We start from the raw sequence: 13402 nt of genomic DNA on the forward strand, positions 1-13402 counted from the left end.
AACAAGAACCCAGATAACAATAAATGAAGGTGTTGATAAAAAATATTAATCAGAAAAAAGATTAGGTTAAATGCCAGTTAATGACAAGTGTCCTTATTTATGATTGTATTGACCTGCCTTACTCATAAGCATTGGTTTTTATCTTCTAGAAAATATTCTGAACCCCATCATTTATATAATAGGCTTCAGACTGTACGTGTAGAAGGAGCTGTTGAGCTCCCGGGCTTATATAATGTTGAAAAAACAGCTACTTTAGCAAATGTGTTAGAGCAAGCTAAAGTTCTTCTTGAGGCGGATTTAGGTAAGATTTCTTTAAATAAAAAAGTCAAAAACAGCCAATTAATCAAAGTGCCTTACAAAGAATATATTACAGTGAAAGTAGAAGGGGCTGCTAGGAAAACAGGCCCGTTAACTATTCTTAAAGGAACTTTAATGGAGGAGCTGATTAAGCTAATTGAACCACTAGAAAAAGCAGATGTAGGGCGGCTAAAAAGAAAAAGAAAGCTAAAAGATGGAGAAATTATCAAAGTATTGATCAAAGAAAAGCTCTTAAAGGGTAACTGTAAAGGGGAATGTAAATCTATAGAGTAATTTTTTTTAAATATCTGTTGAGAAAAATACTCCACTTTGATAGTCTTTTCATTTAAGCAATTTTATTAGATGAAAATTTAATAAGCTGCCAAAAATGTTTTCACTTGTTTAGCGCTGTTAAGAACGTGCTTCGCACGCAGCTTATCACTAGTTATACAGGTATTCATTTCTTAGATTGTAATATAAAAAAATGATTGCTCAAATACTCAAGATAGTGGGTTAAGGATTTTCATATGGCGCCTAAACTGATGGGCAAAAAGCGTGGAATGATCCAGCTTTTTGATGAGAATGGAAATAGTATTGTGGGTACGGTTATTGAAGTGCAACCAAATGCTATTGTCCAGATCAAGAAGAAAGAGATTGATGGTTATAATGCTATTCAGATTGGTTTTGATAAAATTCATGTTAAAGACCAGCGAACGATGGCGAATCGTCTATCCAAACCTTTGCGCGGACATTACAGTAAAGCATCTGTATCTCCACGTAAAAACCTTTCGGAAGCAAAGGTTGATAACATTGAACAATATCAAGTAGGTCAAGAGTTAGCGATAGACCTTTTTGCTGATGTAAAATTCGTTGATGCCACAGCAGTTTCAAAGGGTAAAGGTTATCAAGGTACAATGAAAAAGTATAATTACTCTGGGGGGCCTGCTTCACACGGTTCGGGATTTCATCGTCATGCTGGATCTACAGGTATGCGCTCAACACCAGGTCGTTCGCTTCCTAATAGCCCACGTCCTAGTCATATGGGTTGTGAAACTGTCACCATTCAAAATTTAGAAGTGGTCATGGTAAAGCCTGCAGAACAGGTGATTATCGTAAAGGGTGCTGTGCCAGGTCCTACGCATGGATTGGTCTATATTGCCCCATCGGTGAAAAAAACAAGCTTAAAAAAAGCTAGCTAGTAAAAAATTTCTGGAGTTATCTTGTGGCAACACTGAAAAAATATAATTTAAAAGGTCAGGAAATTGGCCAAGTGATAGTTGATGAAAGATTAGCTAATGCTGAAGCGCATGGGCAGATGATTAAAGATTATATCGTCGCTATCAGAGCCAATGCTCGCCAATGGTCGGCAAATACTAAGACCCGTTCTGAGGTCAATCACTCAACAAAAAAGCCTCATCCGCAGAAAGGTGGAGGGCGTGCTCGTCAGGGGATGCTTTCAGCTCCTCAGTATAAAGGGGGCGGTCGTGTTTTTGGGCCAAGGCCTAAATTTGATCAGCATGTTCGTATTAATAAAAAAGAACGAAAAGCTGCAATTCGCTGTTTGCTTGCTGAAAAAATTGCTGCAAATCGTTTACATGTTCTTACAGAATCTGTTCTTAATGAACCTAAAACTAAAGTTATGGCTGACTTTTTAGAGGTCACAGGCTTAGCAAATAATAGGGTAATGTTTTTAGGTGAAGCTCATTATGCAGAAGTTAAGACTGAAGAGGAAACAAAGCGCGTATCCATACATCATGATCAACATGATAATTTTATTAAAAGCGTGCGCAATCTACCAAAAGTTTCGTTTTCACTAGCCACTAACATTAGTGGTTATGATGTTCTAGTTGCTAAAGATATAGTAGTGACGGAACCTGCCCTAATTGAATTGGTTGAGTGGCTTTGTCCTTGATAGATAAGGAATAACACCAAGTTATAGATGAAAGGAATAGAGTAATGTCAAAAAAAAATCCTTACCAAGTTGTGAAACATCAATATGTTACCGAGAAAGCCTTGGTATTGAAAGAGCTTAAAAATGCCAGTAGTAATCCCTCACTGAAGCGTTGCGAATCCCCGAAGTATGTATTCGTAGTCGATCGCAAAGCAAATAAAACTGACATTGCTAATGCCATTGAAGAGATTTACAGCGACAGAAATGTTAAAGTAGTAGCTGTCAATACAATTAACGTTAAGCCTAAAGCAAGACGTGTTCGTGGTCGTTCAGGCATGAAGCCTGGTTTTAAAAAAGCTATGGTTACCCTGCAAAAAGGCGATAGCCTTGATAACGTATAAATAAGAGGCGAAGAGAGTTATGTTAAAAAAATATCGTCCCATAACGGCGGGTACACGTCAATTAATCCTTCCAATCAATGAAACGCTCACTCGTGCCAAAGAAGGTAGCCGTGCTAAGGTAAAGCCTACGAAGTCGCTGATGCTGCCTAAAAAAAGAACGAATGGACGTAATAACAATGGGCATATTACCTGTCGTCATAAAGGTGGTGGGCATAAGCGTCATTACAGAATAATTGATTTCAAAAGAGATAAGGAAAATATACCAGCTCGCGTAGCTTCTATAGAATATGATCCTAACAGATCGGCTTATATAGCACTGCTTAATTACTCTGACGGTGAAAAACGCTATATTTTGGCTCCTCATGGTTTGAAAGATGGAGATGTAGTGCAGACAAGCGATGAGCCTCCTTTTAGTGTAGGATGCTGCATGAAGTTAAAATTTATGCCTTTGGGTTCTACTATCCATGCTATAGAAATGATTCCCGGTAGAGGAGCTAAAATGGTTCGTTCTGCTGGTCTTTCTGCTCAGTTGATGGCCAGAAGTGGCGGATATGCAACAATTAGAATGCCTTCAGGTGAAGTGCGTATGGTGAGTGAAAATTGCCGTGCAGCTTTTGGAATGGTCTCCAATTCGGAGCATAATTTGCGTGTAGAAGGTAAAGCTGGCCGTATGCGATGGAAGGGGATTCGCCCAACCGTTCGCGGAACTGCGATGAACCCTGTCGACCACCCGCACGGTGGTGGTGAAGGAAAGCATAAGGGTAACATCCCACAAACACCATGGGCGCTGTATACACGAGGGCTTCGAACTAGATCTCAAAAGAAATCGAACAAGTTTATTGTTAAAGATCGAAGGAAAAAATAAGTATGGCAAGATCACTCAAGAAAGGACCTTTTATTGATCACCATCTTCATAAGAAAGTTGAAGATATGAATGGTAAAGGGGGCAAAACGCCAATTAAAACATGGTCAAGACGATCGATGATCATTCCTGAAATGATCGGACACACTTTTGAAGTGCATAACGGCAAAAAATTCATTTCTGTCTTTGTCTCGGAAAATATGGTTGGACATCGTCTGGGTGAATTTTCTCCTACCCGTAATTTCAAAGGCCATCCAATTAAGAAAGCAGAGGCACAATCAAAATGAATAGGGCAAAAGCAATAAGCAAGTATATTAGAATTAGCCCCCGTAAAGCACGGCTTGCCGCAGGGTTAATACGAGGGCTGCCTGTTCCACAAGCTAACCTCCAATTATTGTATAGCAATTTAAAAGCAGGGCGTCTCTTAAAAAAAACCTTAGATAGCGCTGTTGCTAATGCTGAAACGCAGCTAGATCTACGCCGCGAAGATCTTAAAGTATTAGAAGTACGTATTGATGAAGGGCCAAGACTTAAACGTGCAAAGCCCAAAAATAAGGGTGGCCGCCATCCGATTTTAAAAAGAACAAGTCACTTTACTATTATAGTCAGTTCAGGAAAGGAGTAAGGAATGGGACAAAAAACTAATCCAATAGGATTCCGCCTTATTCGGAATAAAAAATGGCGTTCAAAGTGGTATGCGAATAAGCAAGAATTTGGTACTTTACTCGTCGAAGATAAGAAAATTCGAGAGTATTTAATGAAAAAACCTCAGTGTCAAGGTACTTCGCAAATAAAAATTCGACGCATGAGCGAAAAAATCGAAGTGACTATTTGCACAGCCCGTCCAGGGATGGTTATTGGTAAAAAAGGTTCTGAAATTGAAGGATTACGCGGAGAACTCTTTAAACTTACAGGTAAAGAAGTCTGGATTGAAGTAGAAGAAATTAAAAGACCTGATCTTGATGCAAAAATTGTAGCCGATGCTATTGCAAAGCAATTAGAAAGACGAATTCCCTTTAGGCGTGCAATGAAAAAAGCGATGCAATCTAGCATTGAAGCTGGTGCTCTAGGAATTAAAGTGCAATGTTCTGGCCGTATAGGGGGAGCAGAAATTGCACGGACAGAATGGTATAAAGAGGGGAGTACTCCTTTACATACACTCCGGGCTGATATTGATTATGCCATGGGACGTGCAGAAACAACTTATGGTAGTATTGGAGTGAAAGTCTGGATTTACCGTGGTGAAGATAATCAAGTGAAGGAGGGCCAACAGTAATGCCTTTAATGCCTAAGAAAACAAAACACCGCAAAACAATGAAAGGTTCCTGCTCAGGTTTGAGTAAAGGAGCGACTTTCGTTCACTTTGGTGAGTTTGGTATACAAGCTCTTGAGCGCGGTTGGCTCACTAATCAGCAAATTGAAGCATGCCGTGTGGCTATTAACCGCTATTTCCAGCGTAAAGGAAAAGTTTGGATAAGAATTTTTCCGGATAAGCCTGTTACTAAAAAGCCCCAAGAAGTGCGTATGGGTAAAGGTAAAGGGGGACTTGACCATTGGGTAGCGGTTATCAAACCAGGTAGAATACTGTTTGAAGTGGGTAACGTTTCAAAAGAAGAAGCTCAACATGCATTGAGACGTGCTGCAGCTAAAATTGGACTAAAGACACGATTTGTCGAACGTGTTGAACAAGTATAAGGTAGTAGAATGAAAAAAGCTAAAGATTTTAGAGACCAATCGTTAGAAGATTTAGAAGCCAATTGTAAGGATGCACGTAGAGATCTTTTTAACCTTATAAATGAAATGAAGCAATCTAACAAAGTAGAAAAGCCTCATTTAGTACGCCATAAGAAAAGGGAAATTGCCCTCTTGCTGACTGTCATCAACGAAAAAAAGCGGTTAGCATAAATAATATACCAACTTTGAGGTTAGAAGATGGACGAAAGAGGAAATCGTAAAGAAAAAAAAGGTATTGTAGTCTCTAATAAAATGGCTAAGACTTTAGTAGTCAAGATTGAAAGAAGGCTGCGAGATCCTGTATATGGCAAAGTGACTAAAAGAAATAAGAAAGTCTTTGCCCATAATGAAGGACGGCCTTATGAAATAGGCGAACAGGTTACTATTGTGGAGACAAGGCCACTATCAAAATTAAAAAGATGGCGTGTTGTCGCCTAGCAAATTGCATAATATATTTGGAGTTAGCAACGTATGATTCAACAAGAAACGCAGCTCAAAGTAGCCGACAATTCAGGTGCAAAGCGCGTCAAATGCTTTAAAGTATTGGGTGGTTCTAAACGCCGTTATGCGCATGTAGGTGACATTATCGTTTGCTCAGTACAAGAAGCTGAACCAGAAGGCGGAGCCAAAAAAGGCGATGTGGTCAAAGCAGTGATTGTCAGAACAGCTGCACCTATTAAAAGAGATGATGGAACAGTTTTGAAATTCGACACGAATGCTTGTGTATTGATCGATGACAAAAACAATCCACGTGGTACACGTATTTTTGGACCCGTAGCTCGTGAAGTACGCGATAGAGATTTTCTCAAAATTGCCTCACTGGCACCAGAAGTGATTTAATAAAAGGGCTAGTACATGACTAAAGTTAAAACACATAAAGCAATCCGTAAAGGCGATAAAGTGATCGCTATCGCGGGCAACTTTAAAGGACAAAAGGGTGAAGTGATTGCACGTTTGGGTGATAAACTCGTGGTGCAAGGGCTTAATCTGCGCAAAAAGCACGTTAAAAAAAGTGAAGCTCATCCCCATGGTGGTATCATTGAACTAGAGAAAGGTATTCATATCTCTAATTTAAAAGTGTTAAATACTGAAGATAACCCTGTTAAACTTAAGGCTCAAAAAAGTGATGAAGGCCATAAGGAATGGGTTTACAAGCAAGATGACAAGCATGTTGTTCATCGTGTTGTTAAAAAAACAAAATCTAAAAAGAGTTGAAAGTTATAATGTCTAGGTTAAAGAAAAATTATCTAGAAAAGGTTAAGCCTGCGCTACAAGAGAAGTTCGGGTATACAAACCCGATGAACATCCCTGGTTTGAAAAAAATCGTGGTCAATATGGGTATCGCTGAACCTTCAAAAGATAAAAATGCTATTCAAGCTTGTGTTAATGAGTTGACCCTGTTGTCTGGACAAAAGCCGGTAATTACTAAAGCGAAAAAAGCTATTTCAAACTTTAAACTGCGTGAAGGCCAACCAATAGGTATTAAGGTCACATTACGTGGAGAAAGAATGTATGATTTTCTTGATCGTTTATCCAACATCGTCAGCCCACGTATACGTGACTTTAGGGGCTTTCCTACCAAATGTGATGGGCAAGGCAACTATACATTAGGACTTGATGATCAGCAGGTTTTTCCTGAAATTAATCTTGACGAAGTTAAACGTACACAAGGGATGCACATCACCTTTGTTACAAGCGCCGAAACAGATGCTGAGTGTGTAGAGCTCCTCCGTCTGCTTGGACTCCCTTTTAATAACCTGCCGGTCTCGGTAATAGCTTAAGATAGGAGATGAAATCATGGCAATACCTAGTGATCCCGTAGCCGATTTCCTCACAAGGATTCGAAATGCTGCCAAAGCAGAACATCGTTATGTTGATGTTAGCTGGAGCAAGCTTAAAGAAAACCTTGCGGAGATTCTAAAATTATATGGCTTTATCGAAAATTATTTAGTAAATAAAGACCAAAATCACCGTGGAACTATCAGACTCTTCCTCAAATATGTTGAAGGTCGACAGCCTGTTATCCAAGGACTAAAAAGAGTATCAAAGCCAGGTCTACGAAAATATGTTGGACATGAAGATATTCCACACTTTTATGGTGGGTTAGGTCTTTCTATTGTGTCTACTTCGCAAGGATTAATGGCAGGTAACGAAGCTCGTAAAAGACATATCGGTGGCGAATTGCTCTGCCTGGTATGGTAATATTTAGGTATAGTTTGCCCATTAGAAGGAGTTTATAAATGTCTCGTAAAGGAAAAGCACCCATTCCCTTGATAAAAGGTATAGAAGTTAAGCTTGAAGATTCTACCCTAACTGTTAAAGGCCCTAAAGGAACTCTGACCCGCGAAATCATCTCTGGCATTGAGCTGGTCATTGAAAACGATCATCTTCAAGTTAATTTGGCCTCGGGGTATGAAAAAATGAGTAATTACCATGGGCTCTATCGATCCCTTATCAATAACATGGTGGTAGGCTTATCGCAAGGTTTTACTAAAAAGTTAGAAATGATCGGCGTAGGTTACCGAGCGGTAGTGCAAGGTCAATTATTAGATTTACAAGTTGGTTATTCACATCCTACTAAGTTGACAATACCTGAGGGTTTGCAAGTAGCAGTAGAGAAAAATACGACGATTGTAATTTCAGGTTCTGACCCTCAACAAATTGGACAGTTTGCTGCACAGGTTCGTGCGATCAGGCCTCCGGAACCCTATCAAGGTAAAGGTATTCGTTATGCAGGCGAGTATGTCCGTAAAAAAGCTGGTAAGTCGGCTTCTGCGAAAAAATAATTGCTAGGTAGAAAGGCTCAATGAGGATCGTATGATTAATATAACCAAAAAAAGACATAAATTACGCATTAAGCGCGCTTTAAGAGTACGTAAAAAGATTCATGGCACAAGTGAGAAGCCACGCTTATGTGTAGTGAAAACAAATAAGCATATTCAAGTGCAACTTATTGATGATGATAATCATGTTACCATCGGTAGTGCTGCAACTTTTTCAAATGAATTTAAGAATACTGAATTCGCTAGGAAAAATAAACTTTCAGCTGCTAAACTTGGTGAGAAAATTGCGCAAATTGCACAAAAAAATAATATAAAAGAAATCGTCTTCGATAGAGGACCATTCAAGTATCACGGAATTTTAGCCGCCCTTGCTGAAGCAGCAAGATCAGCTGGGCTTCAATTCTAAAAACTATTTGGAAAAAATTTAGGATAGACCTAATGGCAAAAAGTAATGACAATCCCAAAAAAGAAAGAACTAATTCTGAATTTAACGAGAAAGTTCTTTATATTAACCGCTGCTCCAAAGTAGTAAAAGGTGGACGCAAGTTTAGCTTCTCAGCTTTAATTCTAGTGGGCGATGGAAAAGGCCGCATTGGTTATGGCTTTGCTAAAGCCAATGAGTTAACTGATGCTATTCGTAAAGGTGGAGAGTCTGCTCGCAAGAACATGATAACCTTTGCTAGTGAAGGGACTTCAGTGCCTCACGAGGTTTTGGTCAACTGGGATGGCGCTGCTATTTTACTTAAGCCTGCGCCGGCTGGTTCAGGAGTTATTGCTGGATCTAAAGTACGAGCTGTACTTGAATTAGCAGGTCTTAAAGATGTGATGGCAAAAAGTGTTGGTTCTAATAACCCAATCAATCAGGTACGTGCAACCTTCAAAGCTTTGTCCCACTTGAAAAAACGTGAGCAAATTAAACAGATGAGAGGCCAAGGATGACATCACTCAATAAATTACAAGATGTATCGCGAGAAAGAAAAAAACGTAGACGTGTGGGTAGAGGAATTGGCTCTGGACTAGGCAAAACTTGCGGCCGGGGTGAAAAAGGAGCAGGCTCTCGTTCTGGGTATAAAAGGCGCCTAGGCTACGAAGGTGGCCAGTTTCGTCTGTTTATGAAGCTACCTATTCGAGGCTTTAGTAACGCACGATTCAGCAATAAATATGAAACTGTCAATCTAGGTCAACTTAATGAAATGTATAGTGACGGTGAAACTGTAAATGCTCAAACACTCGCTGAAAAGGGTTTCTTTCGTGGCAAAAGCCGTGGAATAAAAATTTTAGGGGATGGGGAATTGAATAAAAAAGTTAAAATTGAAGTAAAAGCCGTCTCTTCAGCAGCGCAAGAAAAGCTACAAAAAGCAAAAATTGCTATTGAAATTGTTTAGAGATTAAGAGCGCTTACTAAATCGAGGTAGAAGATGTTCAAAGAGCTACAGAAAGTTTTTCAGATCCCAGAGCTAAGAGCAAAGATTCTATTTACAATTTTAATGCTAGCAGTCTACCGTGTGGGAGGATTTATACCCGTCCCTGGAATCAATGGAGAAGTGGCAGTAAGTTTTTTTAGGCACGCAACAGGCGGGGGACAGAACCTTTTTCAACTCGTTGATATATTTTCAGGAGGCGCATTCTCCCAGATGACAGTGATTGCCTTAGGTGTTATGCCCTATATTTCTGCCTCTATTATTATGCAGCTTGTGGTGGCTTTGTGGCCTTCTTTGCAGCGTGAAATTAAAGAAAATGCCGAGCAGGGCCGTAGAAAAATTAACAAGTATACACGTGGCCTGACAATCATTTTGTCTATCCTCCAATCGGCGATGTTTGCTAAATATGCCATTCAAATGAATTATAGCCGTCCAGGTATAATTACAGGCGAATTGTTAGATGCTCAGATCTGGGGCATGCCTATCCTATTTTATTTGCTTTTCATTTTCACTATGACTGCAGGAACAGTTCTCTTGATGTGGATAGGAGAGCAGATTACAGAAAGAGGGATTGGCAATGGAATGAGTTTAATTATCACCGTAGGTATTGTTTCGCAATTGCCTACAGCGATTGGGTTGATTATTCAACAGCTGAACTTAAACTCTCAAGAACCTGGGGCGATGAATTTTACGACGGTCCTAGTGCTTATAGCGATATTTGTTGTAGTCGCATTAGGAACTATATTGGTCATACAAGGACATAGACGCATACCCTTACAATATGCTAGGCGTGTAGTAGGTAGAAAAGAAGTACAAGGGGGAAATTCCTATATTCCTTTAAAAGTTAATTATGCAGGAGTAATACCAGTAATTTTTGCTTCCTCTTTGCTTATGTTTCCTGCTATAATTGCGACCTTTGCAGGAGCAGGTAACCGATTAAGTGAGATCGCTCAGTGGCTATCTCCAGGAAGTACGCTCTATATCTTATTGTTTGTAGTTTTAATTATATTTTTTACCTACTTTTGGACTGCTACTCAGTTTAGACCTGATCAGATAGCATCGGATATGAAGAAAAATGGAGCATTTATACCTGGCATAAGACAAGGTAAGCCCACCCAAGATTATTTAGAATCTACTATGAATAAAATTACTCTCATAGGGGCTATTTCTCTTGCTATGATTGCTGTATTACCTACCATTATAGGCCGCCTATTAGGAGTGCCAGCAACGATTAGCTACTTCTTTGGAGGTACAGCTTTGTTGATTCTTGTAGGAGTTGTTTTAGATACAATGAAGCAAATTGAATCCCATTTATTGATGAAGAGATATGAAGGCTTTATGAAGAAAGGTAGGATAAGAGGAAGAGGATAAAAATAATATTTGCAAGTGAGCTTTACATGTAATCATCTGAACAGTTCAAATAGTTACATTCATAGCAAGTCAAGCGTTTTCATAAATAAAGCTTTTGCTAATAAAGTGAAAGTATGATAAATTTTCGAATTCCATTTTTGAAATTTTAGGAGAGATTCAATGCCTAGAGTTATCGGTATAGATATACCGGATAATAAGAGATTAGAAATAGCACTAACCTATATCTACGGAATAGGTCGTAGCTTGTCAAACGAGATTATTGAGAAGCTTGGGTTTGATCACAATATGCGTGCTCACAAGCTAACACAAGATGATATAGCACGTATTAACAACTTGCTGCAATCTGAATATATGGTAGAAGGTGATCTACGCCGGCAAGTTCAAAATAACATCAAACGATTAATATCTATTCACTCTTACCGTGGAACTAGACATCGTTCTGGTTTACCTGTTCGAGGACAACGTACAAGAACTAATTCTCGTACACGTAAAGGTAAACGTAAAACTGTTGCTAATAAGAAGAAATAATTTTAAGAGGAGTGCTCTACTTTGTCTAAGCAGTCAGCCACAACAACAACAAAAAAGCCTGTTAAAGCAAAAAAAAGAAGCCATCAGAACGTTCCATCTGGAATTGCCTTTGTGAAGGCGACTTTTAATAATACAATTATTGCTATTACTGACCCTTCGGGTCGCGTTATTTCCTGGTCTTCAGCCGGAAAAGTAAACTTTTCTGGTTCTCGTAAGTCTTCAGCGTTCGCAGCGACTGTAGCTGCACAAGATGCAGGCAAAGCTGCTATGTCATTAGGAATGAAAGAAATTGAAGTTAACCTAAAAGGGCCAGGAGCAGGTCGTGAATCTGCTGTACGCGGTTTGCAAAGCACTGGTTTGTTAATAACTGCTATTCGTGATACCACACCAGTACCACATAACGGGTGCCGTCCTCGTAAACGTAGACGGGTGTAATAAACACTCAGAAATTTTAAATTATTTAGGAGTCGCTTAATGTCTGTTAAATACGGCAAGTTCGAAATGCCCCAAAAAATTTTAGTAGAAGAGGATAAAGACAATTCCAATGTGGCTCGAATCATTGCAGAACCTTTTGAGCGCGGATTTGGTCATACAATTGGAAACTCCATGCGACGTATGATGCTCTCTTCTTTAGAAGCTCCTGCTATTATTGCCTTGCGTATTGAAGGTGTGCCCCATGAATATATGGCCATTGAAGGTGTTATCGAAGATATGACCAATATCGTGCTCAATTTTAAAGGTGCTCTTTTAAGAAAGTTGCCTACGGATGAAAGTTCTTATAGCCGTGATACGCGCATTTTGACATGTGTTTTAGATATTACTCAAGAGGAGCTTGACAAGAATAATGGCCAGTATAAAGTTACTCTAGGTGATATTGTAAAAGACGGTTCATATGAGGTTGTTAATTCGGGTCTTCATCTATTCACGGTTACTAAACCTATGAAACGCCAATTAGATCTACGTGTGGCCATAGGACGTGGCTATGTACCTTCAGAACGGCATATTATTTATGATAAAACCGCTGATGAAATCCTTTTAGATGCCTCCTTTTCACCTGTACGTATAGTTAACTATTTTGTAGAAAATACGCGCGTAGGTCAGGATACAGATTTTGATCGCTTAATTTTTGAAGTCGTGACAGATGGGCGTGTGACTCCTGTAGAGGCAGTTTCATTTGCTTCTCAAATCGGTGTTAAGCATTTCGACGTATTTACAAAAGCCAAATCCCACTCACTGGTATTTGACGAAGGATTAGGTGATGGAGATAGCGATGCAGATGAAATGATGGAAAAACTTTGCCTTCGTATCGATGAGATTGAGTTATCCGTTAGGTCAACCAATTGCTTGAGTGGAGCAAACATTGATACAATTGCTGAACTTGTATCCATTCCTGAGAGAAAAATGCTTGAGTTTAGAAATTTTGGCAAGAAATCTTTAAATGAAATTAAAGCTAAACTTCATGAAATGAACTTATCTCTTGGCATGGATCTTTCTCGCTATGGTATTACACATGATAATGTGAAAGATAAGATCAAGCATTACAATGAAGACAAAAAAGGTAGAAAAGAATTAGCAAAAGTTGAAGATTAGCAGCTAGGTAATAAGATATGAGACACAGAAAAGATACATGTAAACTAAGCCGTACCAGTTCACATAGACGGTGTATGTTTGCCAATATGTTAAAATCATTGATCGAAAATGAGCGCATCGAAACAACGGTGCCGAAAGCAAAAGCGCTACGTCGTTATGCCGATAAAATGATCACTTTAGCAAAGAAAAACACTTTAGCTACCAGGCGTCGTGCAATTAGTGAAATGATGGTTCGTTTCAATGCGTTGACTGACAAAGAAGCACGTGCTGCTCGTAAAGGGGACACAAGTGCCTATAATACAGATAGGCAGGTGATTGATAAACTATTTGGTGTATTAGGGCCACGCTTTGCAAGCAGAGCGGGTGGATATACACGAATTGTAAAAGCTCAACGTCGTGTGGGCGATAATACTCAAATGTGTATTATCGAATATCTTGACAACTAAGAGCCTAATCTAGTTATTATAGAGTTCTAGTATAAAAGATCGCATAATTATGCGATCTTTTTGTATCTATACACATTT

General features: G+C 39.2%; 24 protein-coding genes. All 24 read left to right on the forward strand.

The genetic code is table 11. The annotated features are described in order from the left end of the window. Nucleotides 1-99: 99 nt before the first annotated feature. Nucleotides 100-591 carry a hypothetical protein gene (locus tag NEOC84_RS01320; RefSeq protein ID WP_166154567.1) on the forward strand — a complete coding sequence of 164 codons (492 nt, stop codon included), beginning with the start codon at nucleotides 100-102 and terminating at the stop codon, nucleotides 589-591. Between the two features lie 233 nt (nucleotides 592-824). Continuing rightward, nucleotides 825-1496 (forward strand): 50S ribosomal protein L3, encoded by a 672-nt coding sequence (gene rplC, locus NEOC84_RS01325; protein WP_166154569.1) that lies wholly within the window; start codon nucleotides 825-827, stop codon nucleotides 1494-1496. A 23-nt stretch (nucleotides 1497-1519) separates the two neighbouring features. Further along, a complete protein-coding gene (gene rplD / locus NEOC84_RS01330; RefSeq protein ID WP_166154571.1) occupies nucleotides 1520-2209 on the forward strand; it encodes a 50S ribosomal protein L4 in 690 nt (229 codons plus the stop codon). 44 nt (nucleotides 2210-2253) lie between these two features. Then, nucleotides 2254-2589 carry a 50S ribosomal protein L23 gene (gene rplW, locus NEOC84_RS01335; protein WP_166154573.1) on the forward strand — a complete coding sequence of 112 codons (336 nt, stop codon included), beginning with the start codon at nucleotides 2254-2256 and terminating at the stop codon, nucleotides 2587-2589. A 19-nt stretch (nucleotides 2590-2608) separates the two neighbouring features. After that, nucleotides 2609-3454: a 50S ribosomal protein L2 gene (gene rplB / locus NEOC84_RS01340; protein WP_039383795.1), complete on the forward strand. Its 846-nt coding sequence runs from the start codon at nucleotides 2609-2611 to the stop codon at nucleotides 3452-3454. Nucleotides 3455-3456: 2 nt separating this feature from the next. Then, nucleotides 3457-3738: a 30S ribosomal protein S19 gene (gene rpsS, locus NEOC84_RS01345; RefSeq protein WP_039383797.1), complete on the forward strand. Its 282-nt coding sequence runs from the start codon at nucleotides 3457-3459 to the stop codon at nucleotides 3736-3738. Beyond that, entirely contained in the window at nucleotides 3735-4076 is a 342-nt protein-coding gene (gene rplV, locus NEOC84_RS01350; RefSeq protein ID WP_166154575.1) for a 50S ribosomal protein L22, read from the forward strand. The genes rpsS and rplV overlap by 4 nt, the downstream gene beginning before the upstream one ends. 3 nt (nucleotides 4077-4079) lie before the next feature. Continuing rightward, the gene (gene rpsC, locus NEOC84_RS01355; RefSeq protein WP_166154577.1) at nucleotides 4080-4727 is read left to right on the forward strand and encodes a 30S ribosomal protein S3; all 648 of its coding nucleotides are present in this window, start codon (nucleotides 4080-4082) and stop codon (nucleotides 4725-4727) included. Beyond that, nucleotides 4727-5146 carry a 50S ribosomal protein L16 gene (gene rplP, locus NEOC84_RS01360; RefSeq protein ID WP_039383806.1) on the forward strand — a complete coding sequence of 140 codons (420 nt, stop codon included), beginning with the start codon at nucleotides 4727-4729 and terminating at the stop codon, nucleotides 5144-5146. The genes rpsC and rplP overlap by 1 nt, the downstream gene beginning before the upstream one ends. Before the next feature lie 9 nt (nucleotides 5147-5155). Beyond that, nucleotides 5156-5356 carry a 50S ribosomal protein L29 gene (gene rpmC, locus NEOC84_RS01365; protein WP_039383808.1) on the forward strand — a complete coding sequence of 67 codons (201 nt, stop codon included), beginning with the start codon at nucleotides 5156-5158 and terminating at the stop codon, nucleotides 5354-5356. A gap of 27 nt (nucleotides 5357-5383) precedes the next feature. Continuing rightward, on the forward strand, nucleotides 5384-5623 hold the full coding sequence (gene rpsQ / locus NEOC84_RS01370) for a 30S ribosomal protein S17 (protein ID WP_166154579.1): 240 nt from the start codon (nucleotides 5384-5386) through the stop codon (nucleotides 5621-5623). Nucleotides 5624-5656: 33 nt separating this feature from the next. Beyond that, nucleotides 5657-6025 (forward strand): 50S ribosomal protein L14, encoded by a 369-nt coding sequence (rplN, locus tag NEOC84_RS01375; protein ID WP_039383811.1) that lies wholly within the window; start codon nucleotides 5657-5659, stop codon nucleotides 6023-6025. A 15-nt stretch (nucleotides 6026-6040) separates the two neighbouring features. Continuing rightward, the gene (gene rplX / locus NEOC84_RS01380; protein WP_166154580.1) at nucleotides 6041-6400 is read left to right on the forward strand and encodes a 50S ribosomal protein L24; all 360 of its coding nucleotides are present in this window, start codon (nucleotides 6041-6043) and stop codon (nucleotides 6398-6400) included. Nucleotides 6401-6408: 8 nt separating this feature from the next. Next, on the forward strand, nucleotides 6409-6966 hold the full coding sequence (rplE, locus tag NEOC84_RS01385) for a 50S ribosomal protein L5 (protein ID WP_166154581.1): 558 nt from the start codon (nucleotides 6409-6411) through the stop codon (nucleotides 6964-6966). A gap of 16 nt (nucleotides 6967-6982) precedes the next feature. Beyond that, a complete protein-coding gene (gene rpsH, locus NEOC84_RS01390) occupies nucleotides 6983-7387 on the forward strand; it encodes a 30S ribosomal protein S8 (protein ID WP_039383816.1) in 405 nt (134 codons plus the stop codon). A 38-nt stretch (nucleotides 7388-7425) separates the two neighbouring features. Next, entirely contained in the window at nucleotides 7426-7971 is a 546-nt protein-coding gene (rplF, locus tag NEOC84_RS01395; RefSeq protein WP_166154583.1) for a 50S ribosomal protein L6, read from the forward strand. A gap of 31 nt (nucleotides 7972-8002) precedes the next feature. Then, nucleotides 8003-8374, forward strand: a complete 372-nt coding sequence (gene rplR, locus NEOC84_RS01400; RefSeq protein ID WP_039383819.1) for a 50S ribosomal protein L18 — start codon at nucleotides 8003-8005, stop codon at nucleotides 8372-8374. Nucleotides 8375-8406: 32 nt separating this feature from the next. After that, entirely contained in the window at nucleotides 8407-8907 is a 501-nt protein-coding gene (rpsE, locus tag NEOC84_RS01405) for a 30S ribosomal protein S5 (RefSeq protein WP_166154585.1), read from the forward strand. Continuing rightward, nucleotides 8904-9353: a 50S ribosomal protein L15 gene (gene rplO / locus NEOC84_RS01410; protein WP_166154587.1), complete on the forward strand. Its 450-nt coding sequence runs from the start codon at nucleotides 8904-8906 to the stop codon at nucleotides 9351-9353. Before rpsE ends, rplO begins: the two co-directional genes overlap by 4 nt. 33 nt (nucleotides 9354-9386) lie before the next feature. Next, nucleotides 9387-10760 (forward strand): preprotein translocase subunit SecY, encoded by a 1374-nt coding sequence (secY, locus tag NEOC84_RS01415; protein ID WP_166154589.1) that lies wholly within the window; start codon nucleotides 9387-9389, stop codon nucleotides 10758-10760. A gap of 159 nt (nucleotides 10761-10919) precedes the next feature. Next, nucleotides 10920-11288 carry a 30S ribosomal protein S13 gene (rpsM, locus tag NEOC84_RS01420; RefSeq protein ID WP_039383824.1) on the forward strand — a complete coding sequence of 123 codons (369 nt, stop codon included), beginning with the start codon at nucleotides 10920-10922 and terminating at the stop codon, nucleotides 11286-11288. 21 nt (nucleotides 11289-11309) lie between these two features. Continuing rightward, nucleotides 11310-11723, forward strand: a complete 414-nt coding sequence (rpsK, locus tag NEOC84_RS01425) for a 30S ribosomal protein S11 (RefSeq protein WP_039383825.1) — start codon at nucleotides 11310-11312, stop codon at nucleotides 11721-11723. Nucleotides 11724-11762: 39 nt separating this feature from the next. Next, complete coding sequence (locus NEOC84_RS01430) at nucleotides 11763-12878, forward strand: DNA-directed RNA polymerase subunit alpha (RefSeq protein ID WP_166154591.1); 1116 nt, start codon at nucleotides 11763-11765, stop codon at nucleotides 12876-12878. A gap of 17 nt (nucleotides 12879-12895) precedes the next feature. Beyond that, nucleotides 12896-13324 carry a 50S ribosomal protein L17 gene (gene rplQ, locus NEOC84_RS01435; protein ID WP_166154593.1) on the forward strand — a complete coding sequence of 143 codons (429 nt, stop codon included), beginning with the start codon at nucleotides 12896-12898 and terminating at the stop codon, nucleotides 13322-13324. Nucleotides 13325-13402: the final 78 nt, after the last annotated feature.

The sequence above is a fragment of the Neochlamydia sp. AcF84 genome (assembly GCF_011087585.1).
Classification (GTDB): Bacteria; Chlamydiota; Chlamydiia; order Chlamydiales; family Parachlamydiaceae; genus Neochlamydia.